Genomic DNA, 15,045 nt, shown 5'->3' on the forward strand with positions numbered 1-15,045 from the left:
CCCGCCTCAAGCCGGCAAAGGCTCCGCTGGCAGGTCGCTTCTGGTCAGCAAATGAAAATGCACCGCGCCGGCCTTGGCGCTGCGGTGGACCTTGAGCCCCAGCGCCTGCAATTCGTCGTCCTGCCAGGCGCGGGGCGCTTCCAGGTACACCAGGCCGGTCAGGCTGATCGCCTGGGCGGCGGCCTTGAGCGCCGGCTCGAACATGCTGGAGTCAAAAGGCGGGTCGATCAGCACCAGCTGCATGCTGCCAGCATCCAGCCGCTTGAGCGCGCTCAGCCCGTCGCCGCGTTCGATGCGAACCGTGCCGGCCTTGAGCCTGGCCTGCACCGCCTTGAGCTGCACCACCAGCGCGGGGTCCTGCTCGCACAGCAACACGTCGGCAGCGCCGCGCGAGGCGGCCTCGAAGCCCAACACGCCGGTGCCGGCAAAGACGTCGGCGCAGCGCCAGCCGGTCAGGTCCTGGCCGAGCCAGTTGAACAGCGTTTCGCGCACGCGGTCGGGCGTGGGACGCAGGCCGGGATGGTTCGGCACGGTGAGTTTCGTGCGCCGGTACTGCCCGCCGATGATGCGGATTTCACCCGGCGGCTTGAGGTGGGCGGTGCCCTTGGGCTTGACGGTATTGGCCTTGGCCGAAGGCTTGGCTGCCGGCTCGGAGGCGATGGGTTTGGGTGTGTATTTCATTTTGCGGCTCCGAGAATAACAGTCACCATTTTGTCGGGCTGGACTTTGCGCGCAAAAGCCGCCTTGATGTCGGCCACGCTGACTTTTTCAACCTGCTGCGTCCAGGTGTCGAGGTAGTCGAGCGGCAGGTCATTCCAGGCGATGCCGGCCAGGTTGCCCAGCAGCTTGCGGTTGCTGTCGATGCGCAGCGCAAAGCCGCCGACCAGATTGTCCTTGGCGGCCTTCAATTCGGCTTCGGTCGGGCCGCTGGCGACAAAATCGCCCACCACCTGGCGCGCGATCCGTACCGCCTGCGCTGCCTGGTCGGGCCGGGTCTGCAGGCCGATGCTGAAACTGCCGGCATGCAGGCCCGGAGAGAATGAGCTGGAAATGCCATAGGTCAGGCCGCGTTTTTCACGCACTTCATTCGTCAGCCGCGAGACGAAGCCGCCGCCGCCCAGAATGTAGTTGCCGACCGTCAGTGGGAAGTAGTCGGGGTCGGTGCGCTTGAAACCGGGCTGACCGATCAGCACATGCGCCTGCGCCGAATCAAAGGGAATGGCGATGTCCTGTGCCTGCGCGAGCGGCGCCACGTCGGGCACGACCGGCAGCGGCGGCAGGCTGGCGCAGGGCACCAGGGGCAGGCGAGACAGCAGGCGCGCAGCCATGGCATCGGCCTGCGCCCGGCTCACGGCGCCCACCATGCTGATGCGGGCGCGGCAAGCGACCACACCGGCGGCATGCGCAGCCTGGAAATCCGCAACGCTGATGTTGGCCAGCGTGGCTTCGGTCATTTCAAGGCCATACGGATGGGTGCCATACACCGCCTTTGCGTAGGCCCGGCCCACCACGCTGGCCGGGCGGGTGTAGGACTCCTTGAGCGCGGCCTGCAGGCGCTGGCGTTCGCGCTGCCAGACCGCATCGGGATAGGCAGGTTCGGCGATCTGGCGCGCCGCCAGCGCCACGGCCTGGTCGAGCAGGGCCGGATCGGTCAGCGAGCGCAGCGAAAAGCTCATGCGGTCGGCCGAAGCGCCGGCGCCAAAGTCCGCACCCAGATCGGCCCAGGCCTCACCCAGGGCGTTTTCATCGAGTGCTGGTGCCCCCACGCTTGTCGCTTCGCGTACTGCGCTGCCCCCCGAGGGGGCGGCTGCGCCGATGGTCCGACGAAGCTGGTCCTGCGGTCCCTGGTGGGTTTGAGCTGGCAGGCCCGCGCTTGTTGCTTCCGCGCTTGCGCGCACGCCTTTTTCCAGCATGTTCGCCGTCATGCTTGCCAGCCCCGCTTGAGCGGGAGGGTCGCGCCGGCTGCCGGCATCAAAATCAATTTGGACATCGACCATGGCAATGGCCGGGCTTTCGACCAGATAGACCTGCGCGCCGCTGGCCTGCGTCCAGTGCTGGACGGGAATGGTCGCCAGTGAAAATGTATGAACAAACAGGCCAGTTGCGCATACTGCTATTGCGCGAACAGCTATTTTTTTAGTAGCAATCATCATGAGTTTCAGTTGGTTGAATTCAGGGCGCGGCTCAATGCAGGTCGCCGCTGGACGGCGCGCTGGCGGGGCGCGGCTTGCGGTTCGGGTCCAGCGGCTGCGGCAGCAGGGTGGAAAGGGTCATCTGGTCGTCGCCGAAGTATTTGCCGGCCACCGCCTGCACTTCGCCAGTCGTCACCGTGCGCAGCTGGGCAATCAGGCGCGCGCTGGCATCGAGCGGCAGGCCCTGGACCCAGTTTGAACCGAGTTCGCGTGCCTGGCTGAACACCGAGTCGAGCTTGTAGGTCTCGCTGGCCACCCACTGGGTCTTGACGCGCTGGAGTTCGGCCTGGCTCACGCCGTCACGCGCCACCACGGCGACTTGCTGGCGCAGGGCGTCGGCTACCTGCTGTGTGGTTTTTCCGGCGGCCGGAACGCCGTAGAGCGTGAACAGTTGCGGTCCGCGTCCGAAAAGTCCACTGGAGGCGCCAGCGCCGTCTGCCACGCGCCCGCCCGACTGGCCCTGCACCAGCGCGCGCTCCAGCCGTGCGCCGCTGTAGCCGTCGAGCACGGCCGACAGCACCGTCAGCGCCAGCGCATCGCGGCTGGTGGCAAGGGTCGGTGAAGATGCCGGTGAAGCGGCGCCGGACACTGGCGCCAGATCGGCCGCCGAAAGCTTGGGCACCTTAAAGGCCATGCTCACATACGCCTGGCTGGCCGGCGCCTTGAGGTCGATGCGGCGCAGGCCCGCCTGCTCGGGCTCGGTGCGCGGCTTGCGCTCGGGCACCGGGCGCGCGGCAATGGCGCCATAGTATTTTTCGGCCAGCTTCCTGACCTGCGCCACCTCGACATCGCCGGCTACCACCAGGGCCGCGTTGGCCGGAACGTACCATCGCTGGTAGAAGCTGCGCACGTCGCCCGGTGTCATGGCGTCCAGGTCGCTCATCCAGCCGACGATGGGGCGGCGGTACGGTGACGCCAGAAAAGTCACGGCGCTGGCCTGCTCCTGCAGCATGGCGTGGGGCGATTCCTCGGTGCGCATGCGGCGCTCTTCCTTGACCACCTCGATCTCGCGCTTGAATTCATCGTCAGCCCATTGGCTGTGGGCAAAGCGGTCGGCCTCCAGCCGCATCACATCTTCCAGACGGCTGGCCGGAATCTGCTGGTAATAGCCGGTGTTGTCGCGCCCGGTGAAGGCGTTTTCCTGGCCGCCGAGTGCCGCCACGCGCCTGGAGAACTCGCCCGCCTTGACGGTCGGTGTTCCCTTGAACATCATGTGTTCGAGCACATGGGCCACGCCCGACGTGCCATCGACTTCGTCCATCGAGCCGACCCGCACCCACAGCATGTGCGCCACCGTGGGTGCGCGGTGGTCGGGCTTGACGATCACCGTCAAGCCGTTGGCCAGCGTGAACTGCTCGACCGGCGCGGGCGCCTGGGCAAGGGCCGCCTGGCCGGGGCCGGCTGCCAGCGCAGCCGACAGCAGCAGCCCTGAAAAAGCGCATGCCGGGCGCCGGAAAAACAATAGTGGGGGCTTCACGCCCATTTGCTTGAGGTGTTTCATAGAATGGTGGACTCTACAAGACCAAGCAATGTTCAGTTTCTTCAAAAAAAAATTACGCCCCGCCCCGCCGCCCTTGCCTGTCGAGCTGCCCGCGCCACTGGTTCGACTCGAATCCGGTGACGATTCTGCCGTGCCAAGCACGCCGCCCGCGCCTTCAATTTCAGTCCCTGCGACAGCGCCCGTTGCGGTAAAAAGGCCTGCCGGCAACGGTGGCTCGATGATTGGCAGCGCGCTGGTCACGCCGATCGACATTCCGCAGGCGCTGGCGCTGGCTGTGGCGCCCGAGCGGCAGCGCTGGTTCGGCAAGTTGCAGCAAGGCCTGCGCAAGACCGGCTCCAGCATTTCAACTGTCTTCACCGGCAGCCAGATCGACGAGCAACTCTACGAAGACCTGGAAACCGCGCTGTTGATGGCCGACACCGGCGTCAGCGCAACAGAGCACCTGCTGGCCGACGTCCGGCGCCGCGTCAAGGAAGGCGGCATGACGCATCCGGTGGCCGTCAGGAATGCGCTGATCGAATCCATCACGGTGCTGCTCAAACCGCTCGAAAGGCCGCTGGTGATTGGCGAATTCGTGCCCACCGTCATCATGGTGACGGGTGTCAATGGCGCAGGCAAGACCACCTCGATCGGCAAGCTCACGCGCCATTTGGCCAACGAAGGCGCTTCGGTCCTGCTGGCCGCGGCCGACACCTTTCGCGCCGCCGCGCGCGAACAGCTCAGCGTCTGGGCCGACCGCAACACGGTCGAGATCGTCAGCCAGGAAAACGGCGATCCGGCGGCGGTCAGCTTTGACGCGGTCACCGCTGGCAAGGCACGCGGCAAGGATGTGGTGCTGGTTGATACCGCCGGCCGGCTGCCCACTCAGCTGCACCTGATGGAAGAGCTGCGCAAGATCAAGCGCGTGGTGCAAAAGGCCGACGCCACGGCACCGCACGAAGTGCTGCTGGTGATCGACGGCAACACCGGCCAGAATGCGCTGGCGCAGGTCAAGGCTTTTGACGACACGCTGCAACTGACCGGCCTGATCGTCACCAAACTCGACGGCACGGCCAAGGGCGGCGTGCTGGCGGCCATCGCGCTGTGGGCGCGCGAACGGGCCAGGGCATCGCCGGGCTTGCGGCCAGTGGCGGTGTATTTCATTGGCGTCGGCGAAAAACTTGAAGACCTGGAAACCTTCAATGCCCGCGAATTTGCCCAGGCCCTGCTCGGCTGATGCGTCTGGTCATGCCGACCGCCCCTTGGCGGGCATTGAAAACTGCATGATCGTCACCACTTGCGGTTTTTAAAGGATTGACCGCGTGAACAACCCTCTGCGTCAGATTTTCCGTTTTATGTTGAAACTTGTTTTTGCCCTGTCTGCTGCCGTGCTGGCTGTCGGCCTGTTGTTGGTGGCCCTGACGGTGTTTGCCTTGAGCCTGCTCAAATCATTGATCACCGGCCGGAAATCAGCGCCCCTCATGGCCTTTGCCCATTTCCAGAAATTTTCGCAACCAGGGATGTGGACCAGCGGCCCTGCGCGTCAGCCTTCGCACAAGGCTGCCTCAGGACAGGTGATCGATGTCGAAGCGCGCGAACTCCGCGATGAGCGCCGCGAATCCTGAAAGCCGGCTGATTTGCTGGGACCCGCCAATTCAGCTGCTATATTTTAAATAGCAATAAATTCATGCAGGCATTGCGTAATAAGCATTTCTCACTGTTATTTTTAGACCTCACTCCAGAAATCAAAGGTTGGATTTCTTGCCTCAGGGTCGCGCCAGTCCTGCAGCTTTACAAGACCGAAACCAAGTCTGATGAACCAAGCGGTCAAAATTCTGTCTGACAGCCAGGGTTAACGCTGATTAGTCTTGCGCTATTGACGCCATTGAACACGTTGCCTGGCACTCTCCACAGTGGAGTGCTAATATTTAGCATTAGCGAAAAGGAGTGTTGCAATGTCTTATGCCCTTTCCCCCAAGTCAATGATGTCTGCTGCGGTTGCGCCTTCCATGTCGGCCAACACCGTGGCCACACTCAATCCTTGGTCGATGGTGCCCCCGCTGGGCAATCTTGATGCCTATATTTCGGCGGTCAACCGCCTGCCCATGCTGACGCTGGAGCAGGAGCAGGAGTTTTCGAAAAAACTCAAGGAAAACAACGATCTCGATTCGGCCGGAAAAATGGTGCTGTCGCACCTGCGTCTGGTGGTGTCGATTTCCCGCAAGTACCTGGGCTACGGCCTGCCCCACGGCGACCTGATCCAGGAAGGCAACATCGGCCTGATGAAGGCGGTCAAGCGCTTTGATCCTGACCAGAACGTGCGTCTGGTGAGTTACGCCATGCACTGGATCAAGGCCGAGATCCACGAGTACATCCTGAAGAACTGGCGCATGGTCAAGGTGGCTACCACCAAGGCCCAGCGCAAGCTGTTCTTCAACCTGCGCTCGATGAAGCAGAGCTACAAGGATGATGCCAATGTTGCCACACACCGCGACACGCTCACCGAGGGACAGATCGACTCGATGGCGCAGACGCTCAATGTCAAGCGCGAGGAAGTCATCGAGATGGAGCAGCGCATGTCCGGCGGCGATGTCCTGCTTGATCCAAGTCCAAGCGACGATGGCGAAGACGCCTTTGGTCCGATCGCCTATCTGGCAGACAGCGCGCAGGAACCTACGTCGCTGATCGAATCGCGCGAGCGTGATGACCTGATGACCGGCGGCCTGAGCACCGCGCTGGAGGAACTTGATCCGCGCGCTCGCCGTATTGTCGAAGAGCGCTGGCTCAACGTGAACGACGACGGTTCGGGCGGCATGACGCTGCACGACCTGGCGGCCGAATACAAGGTCAGCGCCGAGCGCATTCGCCAGATCGAGGTGGCGGCGATGAAGAAAATGAAGAAAGTCCTGGCGACCTACGTCTGAACGCGCGGGCCGGCGAATACCGGCCTTGCAAAGTGAGCGTGATTGAAAGCCTGCGCTGAAAAGTGGCAGGCTTTTTTTAACTGGTCTTGATCAGCAGGCGAATATCGGATGCGAGGACTTCCGCCCCCGAGCCGTAGCGGTTGTACAAACGTATGCGACCTTTCGGGTCATAAATATAGCTGCCTGCCGAATGGTCCATGGTGTAGCTGCCCTTGGTCTTGCCGTCGACCTTCTTGTAATATATCTTGAACTCCTTGGCGACTTGCGGGAGTTGCTCGGGCGTCGGCCGGAGTGCCAGAAAACCGGGATCAAAATTGCCCATGTACGCCTTGAGGAGTTCAGGAGTGTCGCGTTCCGGGTCCAGCGTGATGAAAATCGCCTGGAGCTTGGCGCCATCGGCTCCCAGCAGCCGCTTGACCTCGGCCAACTCGGCCATCGAGGTCGGGCACACGTCAGGACACTGGGTAAAGCCGAAAAACACCACCACGACCTTGCCGGCGAAATCCTTGACGGTGCGCAACTGACCGTTGTGGTCCAGCAGGGAAAAACCCTGCGCATAGTCGGCGCCGGTCAGGTCGATGCTCTTGAACTGGGGCTTGTCGGGCGCGCAAGCCGTCAGCCAGGCGGAAGTCAGCGACATCGCCGCAAGGCTTGCCAGGATTTTGACAGCACGCCTTCTGGAAGGGTGCATGGTCAATGTGTTTTTCATAGGAGGTAGTGGTCCAGAAGCAATGCTGCAAACAAGGCAGACAGGTGGATCAGCGAAAAACGAAAGGTCTTGCGTGCCAGCGCATCGGAATAATTTTTCCAGAGCATCCAGGCATAAGCGCTAAAACCAATACTCAGCCCCACCGCTGCCACCAGATAGAGCCAGCCGCTCATCTTGAAGATGAAAGGCATCAGGCAGGCAGCGAACAACACCAACGTGTAGAGAAAAATCTGCAGCCGGGTGAATTCGTTGCCATGCGTGACAGGCAGCATCGGCAGGCCGGCCTTGCGGTAGTCTTCAACGCGGTAAAGCGCCAGCGCCCAGAAATGTGGCGGCGTCCACAAGAAAATGATCAGGAAAAGGATGAGCGCTTCAGGGCCGACCGAACCGGTCATGGCAGCCCATCCGAGCACCGGAGGCATGGCGCCCGAAGCGCCGCCGATAACGATGTTCTGCGGCGTCAGCGGCTTCAGGATCACGGTGTACACCACGGCATAGCCGACAAAGGTCGCAAAGGTAAGCCACATGGTGAGCGGATTGACCCACACATACAAAATCCACGATCCCAGGGCGCACAGGCCGACAGAAAAAGTCAATGTCAGCGGGTTGCTGAGCTGGCCTTGGGCAGTCGGTCGCCAGGCGGTGCGTCGCATCTTGGCATCAATCTGCTGCTCAACCATGCAGTTGAAAGCCGCGGCCGCGCCAGCGACCAGCCAGATACCAGCGCAGGCAACCACCGCAAGCTGGACATCGGACCAGCTTGGGAGTCCCGGGACCGCCAGCACCATGCCGATCAACGCACAAAACACGATGAGCTGCACCACACGCGGCTTGGTCAGCACGTAAAACTGGCTGAAACGTGACGAGGCACGCACGCCGGTTGGCGTGGCAGCGGACGGATGAGGGGAATTCATGCAGACATTCTCGACGCATTCAAGGAAGAAACACGCGCCCGCGCGGGCGATGTCTGGCTGGAAAAAACAATGCCCGTCAGGACCACCACCAGCGCCGCAGCACCACCAGTGTGACCGACAGCCGCCAGCAATGGCCAGCCCAGCACCACATTACTCAATCCGGTGGCCACCTGCAACAGCATCAGACCGGCGAGCCAGCGCGCCTGAAGGCGAAACGCCCGCATCCTGTGCAGGCGCAGCGCCAGCAGCATCAACACGGCAAACACCACGTAGGCCGCCAGGCGATGGACATAGTGAATGGCCGTCAGCGCCTGAAAGCTGATGTAACCGCCCTCATGGCTTGCGCCCAGTTCGCGCCACAGCGTGAACCCTTGGCTGAAATCCATCGATGGCCAGAATGAACCCTGGCAAGACGGGAAATCGGTGCAGACCAGCACGGCGTAATTGGTGCTCACCCATCCGCCCAGCGCAATCTGCAGCCACAGCATGGCAAAGGCGGCCAGCACGAAGCGCCGGTTGGCGGTACTCATAACGCTCGGTTTTTCTTGTTCATGCCCCTGGGCGTAGCGAACTGACTGCGCGCGCAGCAAGGCCAACAGGATCAGGCCTCCCAGCAGATGCATCGTCACGATGGCCGGAAACAGCTTCATCGTCACCGTGAGCGCGCCAAATGCGCCTTGCAGGCAAACCCAGACCAAAGTGGCGGTGGGCCACCACGGCGAAAGCACAGACGTTGGTGTTGGAATTCCTGCGCCGGGTTGCTGCTCGCGGCGGGCCATCCAGGTGACAAGCGTCAGGGTCAGGATCAGTACGCCAACGCCGGTGGCCAGATAGCGGTGGATCATTTCAATCCAGGCCTTGGCATGCGTCACCGGGCCGGTGGGCATTGCGCTCTGGGCGGCATCGATGTGCAATTGCGCACCGACGGGGCTGGCGCTGCCATAGCAGCCTGGCCAATCCGGGCAGCCCAGGCCTGAATCGGTCAATCGGGTAAAAGCGCCGAAGACCACCAAGTCAAAGGTGAGAAACAAGGTGACCAGCGTCAGCACGCGCAGCCTCTGGGCCACCGGCGCATTCTTGTTTCGCGCCCAGACCCAAGCCAGCGGCCCGAGCGCCACCACGAGTCCCATGAGCATCAGCCGCACGGCCGGACTAAGGTTGTAAAGGTCTTGTGTATCCATGTCTAAAAAGAGCCGGCTTTTGCCAAGCGTAATGATGTGTTGACGCAGCAGCGCCCGTAAAACCGTCTTAACCAAGCCACAGACCCGGCAACCTCGGTGCTGCACACTGCCACCAAGAGCAACAGCATTCCACGCCAGCAGGGGCCGCGGAACCGGCTTTGCCGGGCCGCAGGCGCAGCAGCCCCCCCGGGGGGCGGCGAACCACACGAAGTGGGGAGCGTGGGGGCCATACTCACCGGCCTTCCTTGTCCCAGCTGCTGGAGGCGCGCAGCAAGCGGTCCAGGTCGCGCTTGGCCTTGGCACCGGCTTCAGCATCCATGTCGGCAGGAAAACGCATCATCAGATTCCCCAACGGGTCCACCAGGTATAGATGATCCTCAAGGCGTTTGCCCGGCGCCGGCTCAAGCCACTGGGCCAAAGCACCGGGTGGCACCCGCAGGACCGTGGCAGCCGTCAGGGCTGGCAGCAGGGCTTGGCGTACCGGGATGTCGTCATCCACCAGCCAGACGCGGTCCAGCCTGTCCTTTTCCCGGCCCAGCGATTCGCGCAGCTGACGCTGGAAATACAGGTTTTGCTCGCAGCGCGTGTCGCAGGCCCCGCCGGCAACGCTTAGCAGCAGCCATTGGTTTTTTAAAGTGCTGAGTTCGCCGGCCTTGCCGTCCAGCGTCTGCGTGGCCAGGGGTGGCAAGGGACGCTGGGGGCTGATCAACTCACCGAAGTTGCGGCGCCCCTCGGGCCTGACCACGTAATACATGAAATAGGAAGCCACGACCGGGCTGGCGCACACCAGCAAGAGAAGAGTCATTTTCCAGCGGCCCGAACGGGTATTTTCTGAACCTATTGCGGACGGGTTGATCGCTGGCATGGCATGGACAGTCAAGCCCAGCGGATGGTCCTTAGCAGCGGAAGCGGAATGCAAAAAGGATGAGTCAGGGGAATCTTTTGTCACGGTATTCAAGGCCGGTTAATCGCCGCGCTGGGCGCGCAAGGAAGCACGAAAAGGAAGAATGATCTGGTACCAGACATATAAAATAACCACCATCAGGCACAATCCAAACCATTGGAAGGCATAGCCATAATGCTTGTCGACCCCCAGATTGGGAGCTGCCCATTCACGCAGCAAACCTTCGCTGGGCGCGTCGGTCTGCAACAGGGAAACTTGTTCAAACAGCAGAGAACCAATTTCTTCTCTATAAGCTGGCAGATCAAGATTTTGCCGTATCGGCCCTGTATCTACACCTTTGAACTCATAAAGCTTTGAGGGTGGCGGGGCAATACGGCCTCGGACCACGACCACGCCCGCCGGTGTGATCACAGGTGGCAAGCGGGAACGTTCGGCAAAATCCCGAGGAGCCCATCCACGCTGAATCACAATTACCCGGCCAGTGCTTTCTAGCCTCAATGGCGTCAGCACCCAGAAGCCGCTGCGTCCGTTCATCGGACGGTTGTCAAGGTAGACCGTGCGCTCCGCTTGCCACACGCCCTGGAGCACAGCCTGCCGGTAAATTTCAGCAGGCATGTTTTCGCTGGCCGACAATGCGCGGCTATCAAGCGGGAACAAGTTAGTCTTGGCATTGATTTCAGCCTGGACAGCTTCTTTTTGGGAAGCACGGCTCAACTGCCACTGTCCCAGCGAAAAGGTGCCCCCTGCGACTATTAGTGCCGCTAGCGTGAGAATCCAGAAATTTCGGGAATGCAAGGCAGGAGTCATAGGCTGATAATAGGATTCATGACTTATCTTGTTGCACTGGCATTCATCGCTATTCTTACCAGCTTAGGCGCTGCTCTTTTTTTCATGATGAAAGACGGGACTGACGGCAAACGAAAAACCAGCAACATGGCGCGTGCATTGGCGTTTCGCGTCGGGTTCTCGGTATTGCTGTTTGTATGCATTCTGATCTCATGGAAACTGGGTTATCTCCAGCCGACCGGCATCCCGGTCGGAAAATAATAAGGCGTGTCAATAAAAAAGACCGCATCAAGCGGCCTTTTTCAAAGAAACTCAGCATTCCATGGCGGCTAGATCAACCGCCAGGAAAACTACAACCAGTACACCAGTATATAAAGCCCCAGCCACACCACGTCCACGAAGTGCCAATACCAGGCTGCGCCTTCAAAGCCAAAGTGTTTGTCAGCGGTGAAATGACCCTTTTGCAAACGCAACGTGATGAACAGCAGCATCAGCATGCCGACCAGTACATGGAAGCCGTGAAAGCCGGTCAGCATATAAAAGGTCGAACCATAAATACCAGAACTTAGTTTCAGGTTGAGATCTGAATAGGCATGAAAGTATTCGTAACCCTGAACGCACAGGAACACAATGCCAAGCAGCACCGTCAGCCACATAAAGGCAATCGTGCGGCCCCGGTGGTTTTCACGCAATGCATGGTGGGCAATCGTCAGTGTCACGCCTGAACTCAATAGCAATGCGGTGTTGATGGTGGGCAACCAGAATGGTCCCACGGTTGAAAATGGTTCTACGATGCCGGCAGGCGACGCAGTCGCCCCGACCGCAACAAGGCTGGGCCAGACGGCCTTGAAGTCAGGCCAGAGCAAGGCGTTGTCGAGGCTTCCCAAGGCGGGTATCGAATGCGCACGTGCCCACCAGAGCGCAGTGAAAAAAGCACCAAAAAACATCACTTCTGAAAAAATGAACCAGCTCATGCTCCAGCGATAGGACAAATCAATCCTGTGACCGTACATGCCGCCTTCACTTTCGGCAATCGAGTCGCGAAACCACTGAAACAACGTGCCGAGCCAGAACAACATGCCAAAAGCCAGGCACCATGCCCCCCAGCCGGCCCCATTGATCCATTGGCTTGCGCCCAAGATCACAAAAAACAGGCCGATGGCGGACATGACTGGACGACTTGAAGGTCCGGGCACGAAATAGTAAGGGGTTGCCCCATGGGTTGCTGCTGACATCACTCGACTCCTGTTTTTCTCTCAAATTTCAATAATCTTTTAATTAGCCGTGGCGGCTAACGCGCAACCGCCCAGTTCACCAGCAGCACCAGAACCGCCACAAATACAAAAATGCCAACCAGTCCGACGGCAATGATGTGAAGTGGGCTCAGGTTTTTGACATCTTCTTCATAGTCGCCTCTGGCCCGCAAGCCAATGAAAGACCAGGCGACTGCCTTGACGGTTCGCCAAAGTGATAATTTGCGCAAGGGGATTTTTGCCACCTTCAGGCACCTGCCGCTTTTAATACATCCGGAACGGCTGGTGTCTTGCCGCCCACCTCAAAAAAGGTATAGGACAGCGTGATGGTTTTAACATCCCTAGACAGTTTCGGGTCAATCACAAACGCAACCGGCCACTGCTTTTTCTCACCAGGTGCAAGGGTGTACTGGCTGAAGCAGAAGCATTCCAGCTTGTTGAAATGTGAGCCTGCCTGCGCTGGTGCATAACTGGGAATGGCCTGCGCCGACATGGTGCGGTTCTGCACATTCTGAAATTCATACATGACGGTCGTCAATTCCCCGGGATGCACCTGCAAAGAATTCTGGGCCGGCTTGAAATGCCAAGGGCCGCGTGAGTTGGCGTCGAACTCCACGGTGATGGTGCGGGTGCGGTCAACCTGTGTATTGGCCGGCAGCGAGGCGGTTGCACCGGGTATCTGCCGGTCGCCCAAAGCCAGCACGTTGATGCCGGTCATCTCGCAAATGGCCTTGTAAATTGGAACCAGCGCATAGCCGAAGCAGAACATGCCGAGCACGATTACACCCAGCTTTCCCAACATGTTGAAATTTTCGCGTTTGAGCATTGTGAATTGCCAGGACTTGAAGCTTTTTAGACTCAACGGCCGAGAAAGATCATCTTGGCCATGAAACCAAAGAAGAAAACGACAACCACCGACGCCAGGATCAGGGCAAGTCGAATATTGCTTTTTTTCTGGCCAGGTTTCATGGGATGGGACATCAGTTTCAGGCAATCACGCGGGTTGCCGTCGCATCGAGCTTGGGCGGTGTTTCAAAGGTATGGAAAGGCGCAGGCGACGGAACTTCCCATTCCAGGCCCTCTGCGCCCTTGCCACCTTCGTCCAGCCAGGGATTGGCCTTGGCTGGTACGCCCTTGCCGCGCATCGCCGGCAGTACCACGAAAAAGAAGAAATACACCTGTGCAAAGCCGAAGAAGAAGGCGCCGACGCTGGCAATTGCATTGAAGTCGGCGAACTGCATCGGGTAGTCAGCATAACGGCGCGGCATGCCGGCAAGCCCAAGGAAGTGCATCGGGAAAAATGTGACGTTGAACGAAATCAGCGACCACCAGAAATGGATCTGGCCACGGCGCTCGCTGTACATTACACCGGTCCACTTGGGGCTCCAGTAGTAATAACCGGCAAACATCGCATAGAGCGACCCAGCTACCAGGACATAGTGAAAGTGGGCCACCACGTAGTAAGTGTCCTGCAGCTGGGTATCAATCGGTGCCACCGCCAGGATCACGCCGGTCAGACCGCCGATGGTGAACACGAAGATGAAACCGACCGCAAAAAGCATCGGCGTCTCGAACGTCATCGAACCCTTCCACATCGTGGCGATCCAGTTGAACACCTTCACACCGGTCGGCACAGCGATCAACATGGTCGAGTACATGAAGAACAGTTGACCGGTTACCGGCATGCCGGTGGTGAACATGTGGTGAGCCCATACGACGAAGCTCAGGATGGCAATCGAGCCGGTCGCATACACCATCGAGGCATAGCCAAACAGGCGCTTGCGTGAAAACGCCGGAATGATCTGGCTGATGATGCCGAAGGCAGGCAAGATCATGATGTAGACCTCGGGATGGCCGAAGAACCAGAAGATGTGCTGGAACATCACCGGATCGCCGCCGCCGCCCGGATTGAAAAAACTGGTTCCGAAGTGGCGGTCGGTCAGCGTCATTGTGATGGCACCAGCAAGCACCGGCATCACAGCGATCAACAGGTAAGCCGTGATCAGCCAGGTCCAGCAAAACATCGGCATTTTCATCAAGGTCATGCCGGGTGCGCGCATGTTCAAAATGGTCACGATGATGTTGATCGAACCCATGATGGACGAAGCACCCAGCAGGTGAATCGCGAAAATACCGGCATCCATCGCCGGCCCCATCTGCAGCGACAGCGGCGCATACATGGTCCAGCCGCCAGCCATCGCGCCGCCTGGTAGCAGGAAGGATGTGGTGAGCATCAAGGCCGCGGGAATCATCAGCCAGAAGCTGAAGTTGTTCATGCGGGCAAACGCCATGTCCGAAGCGCCAATCTGCAACGGAATCATCCAGTTCGCAAAACCAACGAACGCCGGCATGATGGCGCCGAACACCATGATCAGGCCGTGCATGGTCGTAAGCTGGTTGAACAGTTCCGGATTCACAAGCTGCAAACCGGGCTGGAACAACTCGGCCCGGATCAGGAGCGCCAGGACACCACCGAACATCAGCATCGCGAAGCTGAACAGCAGGTAAAGCGTGCCAATGTCCTTGTGGTTGGTGGCAAACACCCAGCGGCGCCAGCCCGTCGGGGCATGGTGATCGTGGGCATCATGCGCGTGATCGGGATGGTCTAGAACTGCACTCATCTTGGCTTCCTTTGGTGGCTTGTGCCTGTAGCTTTTTGTCTTCTAGGGCCGAGAACGAATCGCTCGGCAGCCCGTCATTTA

At 59.9% G+C, this 15,045-nt stretch carries 17 protein-coding genes; 4 read left to right on the forward strand and 13 right to left on the reverse strand.

Annotation, left to right across the window (positions count from 1 at the left end):
- Positions 1 to 6: 6 nt before the first annotated feature.
- From rsmD to IWX85_RS08335, 3 genes are read right to left on the reverse strand one after another with little or no spacing between them, the layout of a single operon-like run.
- A complete protein-coding gene (gene rsmD / locus IWX85_RS08325; protein WP_196869431.1) occupies positions 7 to 681 on the reverse strand; it encodes a 16S rRNA (guanine(966)-N(2))-methyltransferase RsmD in 675 nt (224 codons plus the stop codon).
- Entirely contained in the window at positions 678 to 2,153 is a 1,476-nt protein-coding gene (locus IWX85_RS08330; RefSeq protein WP_036805888.1) for a pitrilysin family protein, read from the reverse strand. The genes rsmD and IWX85_RS08330 overlap by 4 nt, the downstream gene beginning before the upstream one ends.
- 31 nt (positions 2,154 to 2,184) lie before the next feature.
- Entirely contained in the window at positions 2,185 to 3,675 is a 1,491-nt protein-coding gene (locus tag IWX85_RS08335) for a pitrilysin family protein (RefSeq protein ID WP_231379644.1), read from the reverse strand.
- A 46-nt stretch (positions 3,676 to 3,721) separates the two neighbouring features.
- Here IWX85_RS08335 and ftsY point away from each other — a divergent pair, with 46 nt between their 5' ends.
- The 3 genes from ftsY to rpoH all read left to right on the forward strand — a co-directional run bounded on the left by ftsY (position 3,722) and on the right by rpoH (position 6,596).
- Complete coding sequence (gene ftsY / locus IWX85_RS08340) at positions 3,722 to 4,909, forward strand: signal recognition particle-docking protein FtsY (protein WP_196869433.1); 1,188 nt, start codon at positions 3,722 to 3,724, stop codon at positions 4,907 to 4,909.
- Positions 4,910 to 4,994: 85 nt separating this feature from the next.
- On the forward strand, positions 4,995 to 5,297 hold the full coding sequence (locus tag IWX85_RS08345; protein ID WP_370584247.1) for a hypothetical protein: 303 nt from the start codon (positions 4,995 to 4,997) through the stop codon (positions 5,295 to 5,297).
- Positions 5,298 to 5,627: 330 nt separating this feature from the next.
- A complete protein-coding gene (gene rpoH / locus IWX85_RS08350) occupies positions 5,628 to 6,596 on the forward strand; it encodes an RNA polymerase sigma factor RpoH (RefSeq protein ID WP_196869434.1) in 969 nt (322 codons plus the stop codon).
- 76 nt (positions 6,597 to 6,672) lie between these two features.
- On the opposite strand, the gene IWX85_RS08355 is transcribed toward rpoH, so the two are convergent.
- The 5 genes from IWX85_RS08355 to IWX85_RS08375 all read right to left on the reverse strand — a co-directional run bounded on the left by IWX85_RS08355 (position 6,673) and on the right by IWX85_RS08375 (position 11,111).
- Entirely contained in the window at positions 6,673 to 7,305 is a 633-nt protein-coding gene (locus IWX85_RS08355; protein WP_196869435.1) for an SCO family protein, read from the reverse strand.
- A complete protein-coding gene (gene cyoE, locus IWX85_RS08360; protein WP_036805896.1) occupies positions 7,302 to 8,219 on the reverse strand; it encodes a heme o synthase in 918 nt (305 codons plus the stop codon). Before cyoE ends, IWX85_RS08355 begins: the two co-directional genes overlap by 4 nt.
- Positions 8,216 to 9,400 carry a heme A synthase gene (locus IWX85_RS08365; protein ID WP_196869436.1) on the reverse strand — a complete coding sequence of 395 codons (1,185 nt, stop codon included), beginning with the start codon at positions 9,398 to 9,400 and terminating at the stop codon, positions 8,216 to 8,218. Before IWX85_RS08365 ends, cyoE begins: the two co-directional genes overlap by 4 nt.
- Positions 9,401 to 9,632: 232 nt before the next feature.
- Complete coding sequence (locus IWX85_RS08370; RefSeq protein WP_196869510.1) at positions 9,633 to 10,265, reverse strand: hypothetical protein; 633 nt, start codon at positions 10,263 to 10,265, stop codon at positions 9,633 to 9,635.
- A 99-nt stretch (positions 10,266 to 10,364) separates the two neighbouring features.
- Complete coding sequence (locus tag IWX85_RS08375) at positions 10,365 to 11,111, reverse strand: SURF1 family protein (protein ID WP_196869437.1); 747 nt, start codon at positions 11,109 to 11,111, stop codon at positions 10,365 to 10,367.
- Between the two features lie 18 nt (positions 11,112 to 11,129).
- On the opposite strand from IWX85_RS08375, the gene IWX85_RS08380 reads away from it, so the two are divergent.
- Positions 11,130 to 11,351, forward strand: coding sequence for a twin transmembrane helix small protein (locus IWX85_RS08380; RefSeq protein WP_196869438.1), 222 nt, complete (start codon positions 11,130 to 11,132; stop codon positions 11,349 to 11,351).
- A gap of 89 nt (positions 11,352 to 11,440) precedes the next feature.
- Here IWX85_RS08380 and IWX85_RS08385 read toward each other — a convergent pair whose 3' ends face one another.
- The 5 genes from IWX85_RS08385 to ctaD are packed head-to-tail and all read right to left on the reverse strand — an operon-like array spanning position 11,441 to position 14,964.
- Positions 11,441 to 12,325 (reverse strand): cytochrome c oxidase subunit 3, encoded by an 885-nt coding sequence (locus IWX85_RS08385; RefSeq protein ID WP_196869439.1) that lies wholly within the window; start codon positions 12,323 to 12,325, stop codon positions 11,441 to 11,443.
- A gap of 56 nt (positions 12,326 to 12,381) precedes the next feature.
- A complete protein-coding gene (locus IWX85_RS08390) occupies positions 12,382 to 12,588 on the reverse strand; it encodes a DUF2970 domain-containing protein (protein ID WP_370584248.1) in 207 nt (68 codons plus the stop codon).
- 2 nt (positions 12,589 to 12,590) lie between these two features.
- A complete protein-coding gene (locus tag IWX85_RS08395; RefSeq protein ID WP_196869511.1) occupies positions 12,591 to 13,169 on the reverse strand; it encodes a cytochrome c oxidase assembly protein in 579 nt (192 codons plus the stop codon).
- Between the two features lie 32 nt (positions 13,170 to 13,201).
- Positions 13,202 to 13,324 carry a cytochrome oxidase small assembly protein gene (locus IWX85_RS20390; protein ID WP_370584249.1) on the reverse strand — a complete coding sequence of 41 codons (123 nt, stop codon included), beginning with the start codon at positions 13,322 to 13,324 and terminating at the stop codon, positions 13,202 to 13,204.
- Positions 13,325 to 13,329: 5 nt separating this feature from the next.
- Positions 13,330 to 14,964, reverse strand: a complete 1,635-nt coding sequence (gene ctaD, locus IWX85_RS08400; RefSeq protein ID WP_036805919.1) for a cytochrome c oxidase subunit I — start codon at positions 14,962 to 14,964, stop codon at positions 13,330 to 13,332.
- Between the last annotated feature and the right edge of the window lie 81 nt (positions 14,965 to 15,045).

Source organism: Polaromonas sp. CG_9.11 (assembly GCF_015752225.1).
Taxonomy (GTDB): domain Bacteria; phylum Pseudomonadota; class Gammaproteobacteria; order Burkholderiales; family Burkholderiaceae_C; genus Polaromonas.

Excerpts from the sequence above, each read along its gene's own strand:
- rsmD (WP_196869431.1), bottom strand. The coding sequence starts at position 681 with ATGAAATACACACCCAAACCCATCGCCTCCGAGCCGGCAGCCAAGCCT.
- IWX85_RS08330 (WP_036805888.1), bottom strand. The coding sequence starts at position 2,153 with ATGATGATTGCTACTAAAAAAATAGCTGTTCGCGCAATAGCAGTATGC.
- IWX85_RS08335 (WP_231379644.1), bottom strand. The coding sequence starts at position 3,675 with ATGGGCGTGAAGCCCCCACTATTGTTTTTCCGGCGCCCGGCATGCGCT.
- ftsY (WP_196869433.1), top strand. The coding sequence starts at position 3,722 with ATGTTCAGTTTCTTCAAAAAAAAATTACGCCCCGCCCCGCCGCCCTTG.
- rpoH (WP_196869434.1), top strand. The coding sequence starts at position 5,628 with ATGTCTTATGCCCTTTCCCCCAAGTCAATGATGTCTGCTGCGGTTGCG.
- IWX85_RS08355 (WP_196869435.1), bottom strand. The coding sequence starts at position 7,305 with ATGAAAAACACATTGACCATGCACCCTTCCAGAAGGCGTGCTGTCAAA.
- cyoE (WP_036805896.1), bottom strand. The coding sequence starts at position 8,219 with ATGAATTCCCCTCATCCGTCCGCTGCCACGCCAACCGGCGTGCGTGCC.
- IWX85_RS08365 (WP_196869436.1), bottom strand. The coding sequence starts at position 9,400 with ATGGATACACAAGACCTTTACAACCTTAGTCCGGCCGTGCGGCTGATG.
- IWX85_RS08370 (WP_196869510.1), bottom strand. The coding sequence starts at position 10,265 with ATGCCAGCGATCAACCCGTCCGCAATAGGTTCAGAAAATACCCGTTCG.
- IWX85_RS08375 (WP_196869437.1), bottom strand. The coding sequence starts at position 11,111 with ATGACTCCTGCCTTGCATTCCCGAAATTTCTGGATTCTCACGCTAGCG.
- IWX85_RS08380 (WP_196869438.1), top strand. The coding sequence starts at position 11,130 with ATGACTTATCTTGTTGCACTGGCATTCATCGCTATTCTTACCAGCTTA.
- IWX85_RS08385 (WP_196869439.1), bottom strand. The coding sequence starts at position 12,325 with ATGTCAGCAGCAACCCATGGGGCAACCCCTTACTATTTCGTGCCCGGA.
- IWX85_RS08395 (WP_196869511.1), bottom strand. The coding sequence starts at position 13,169 with ATGCTCAAACGCGAAAATTTCAACATGTTGGGAAAGCTGGGTGTAATC.
- IWX85_RS20390 (WP_370584249.1), bottom strand. The coding sequence starts at position 13,324 with ATGTCCCATCCCATGAAACCTGGCCAGAAAAAAAGCAATATTCGACTT.
- ctaD (WP_036805919.1), bottom strand. The coding sequence starts at position 14,964 with ATGAGTGCAGTTCTAGACCATCCCGATCACGCGCATGATGCCCACGAT.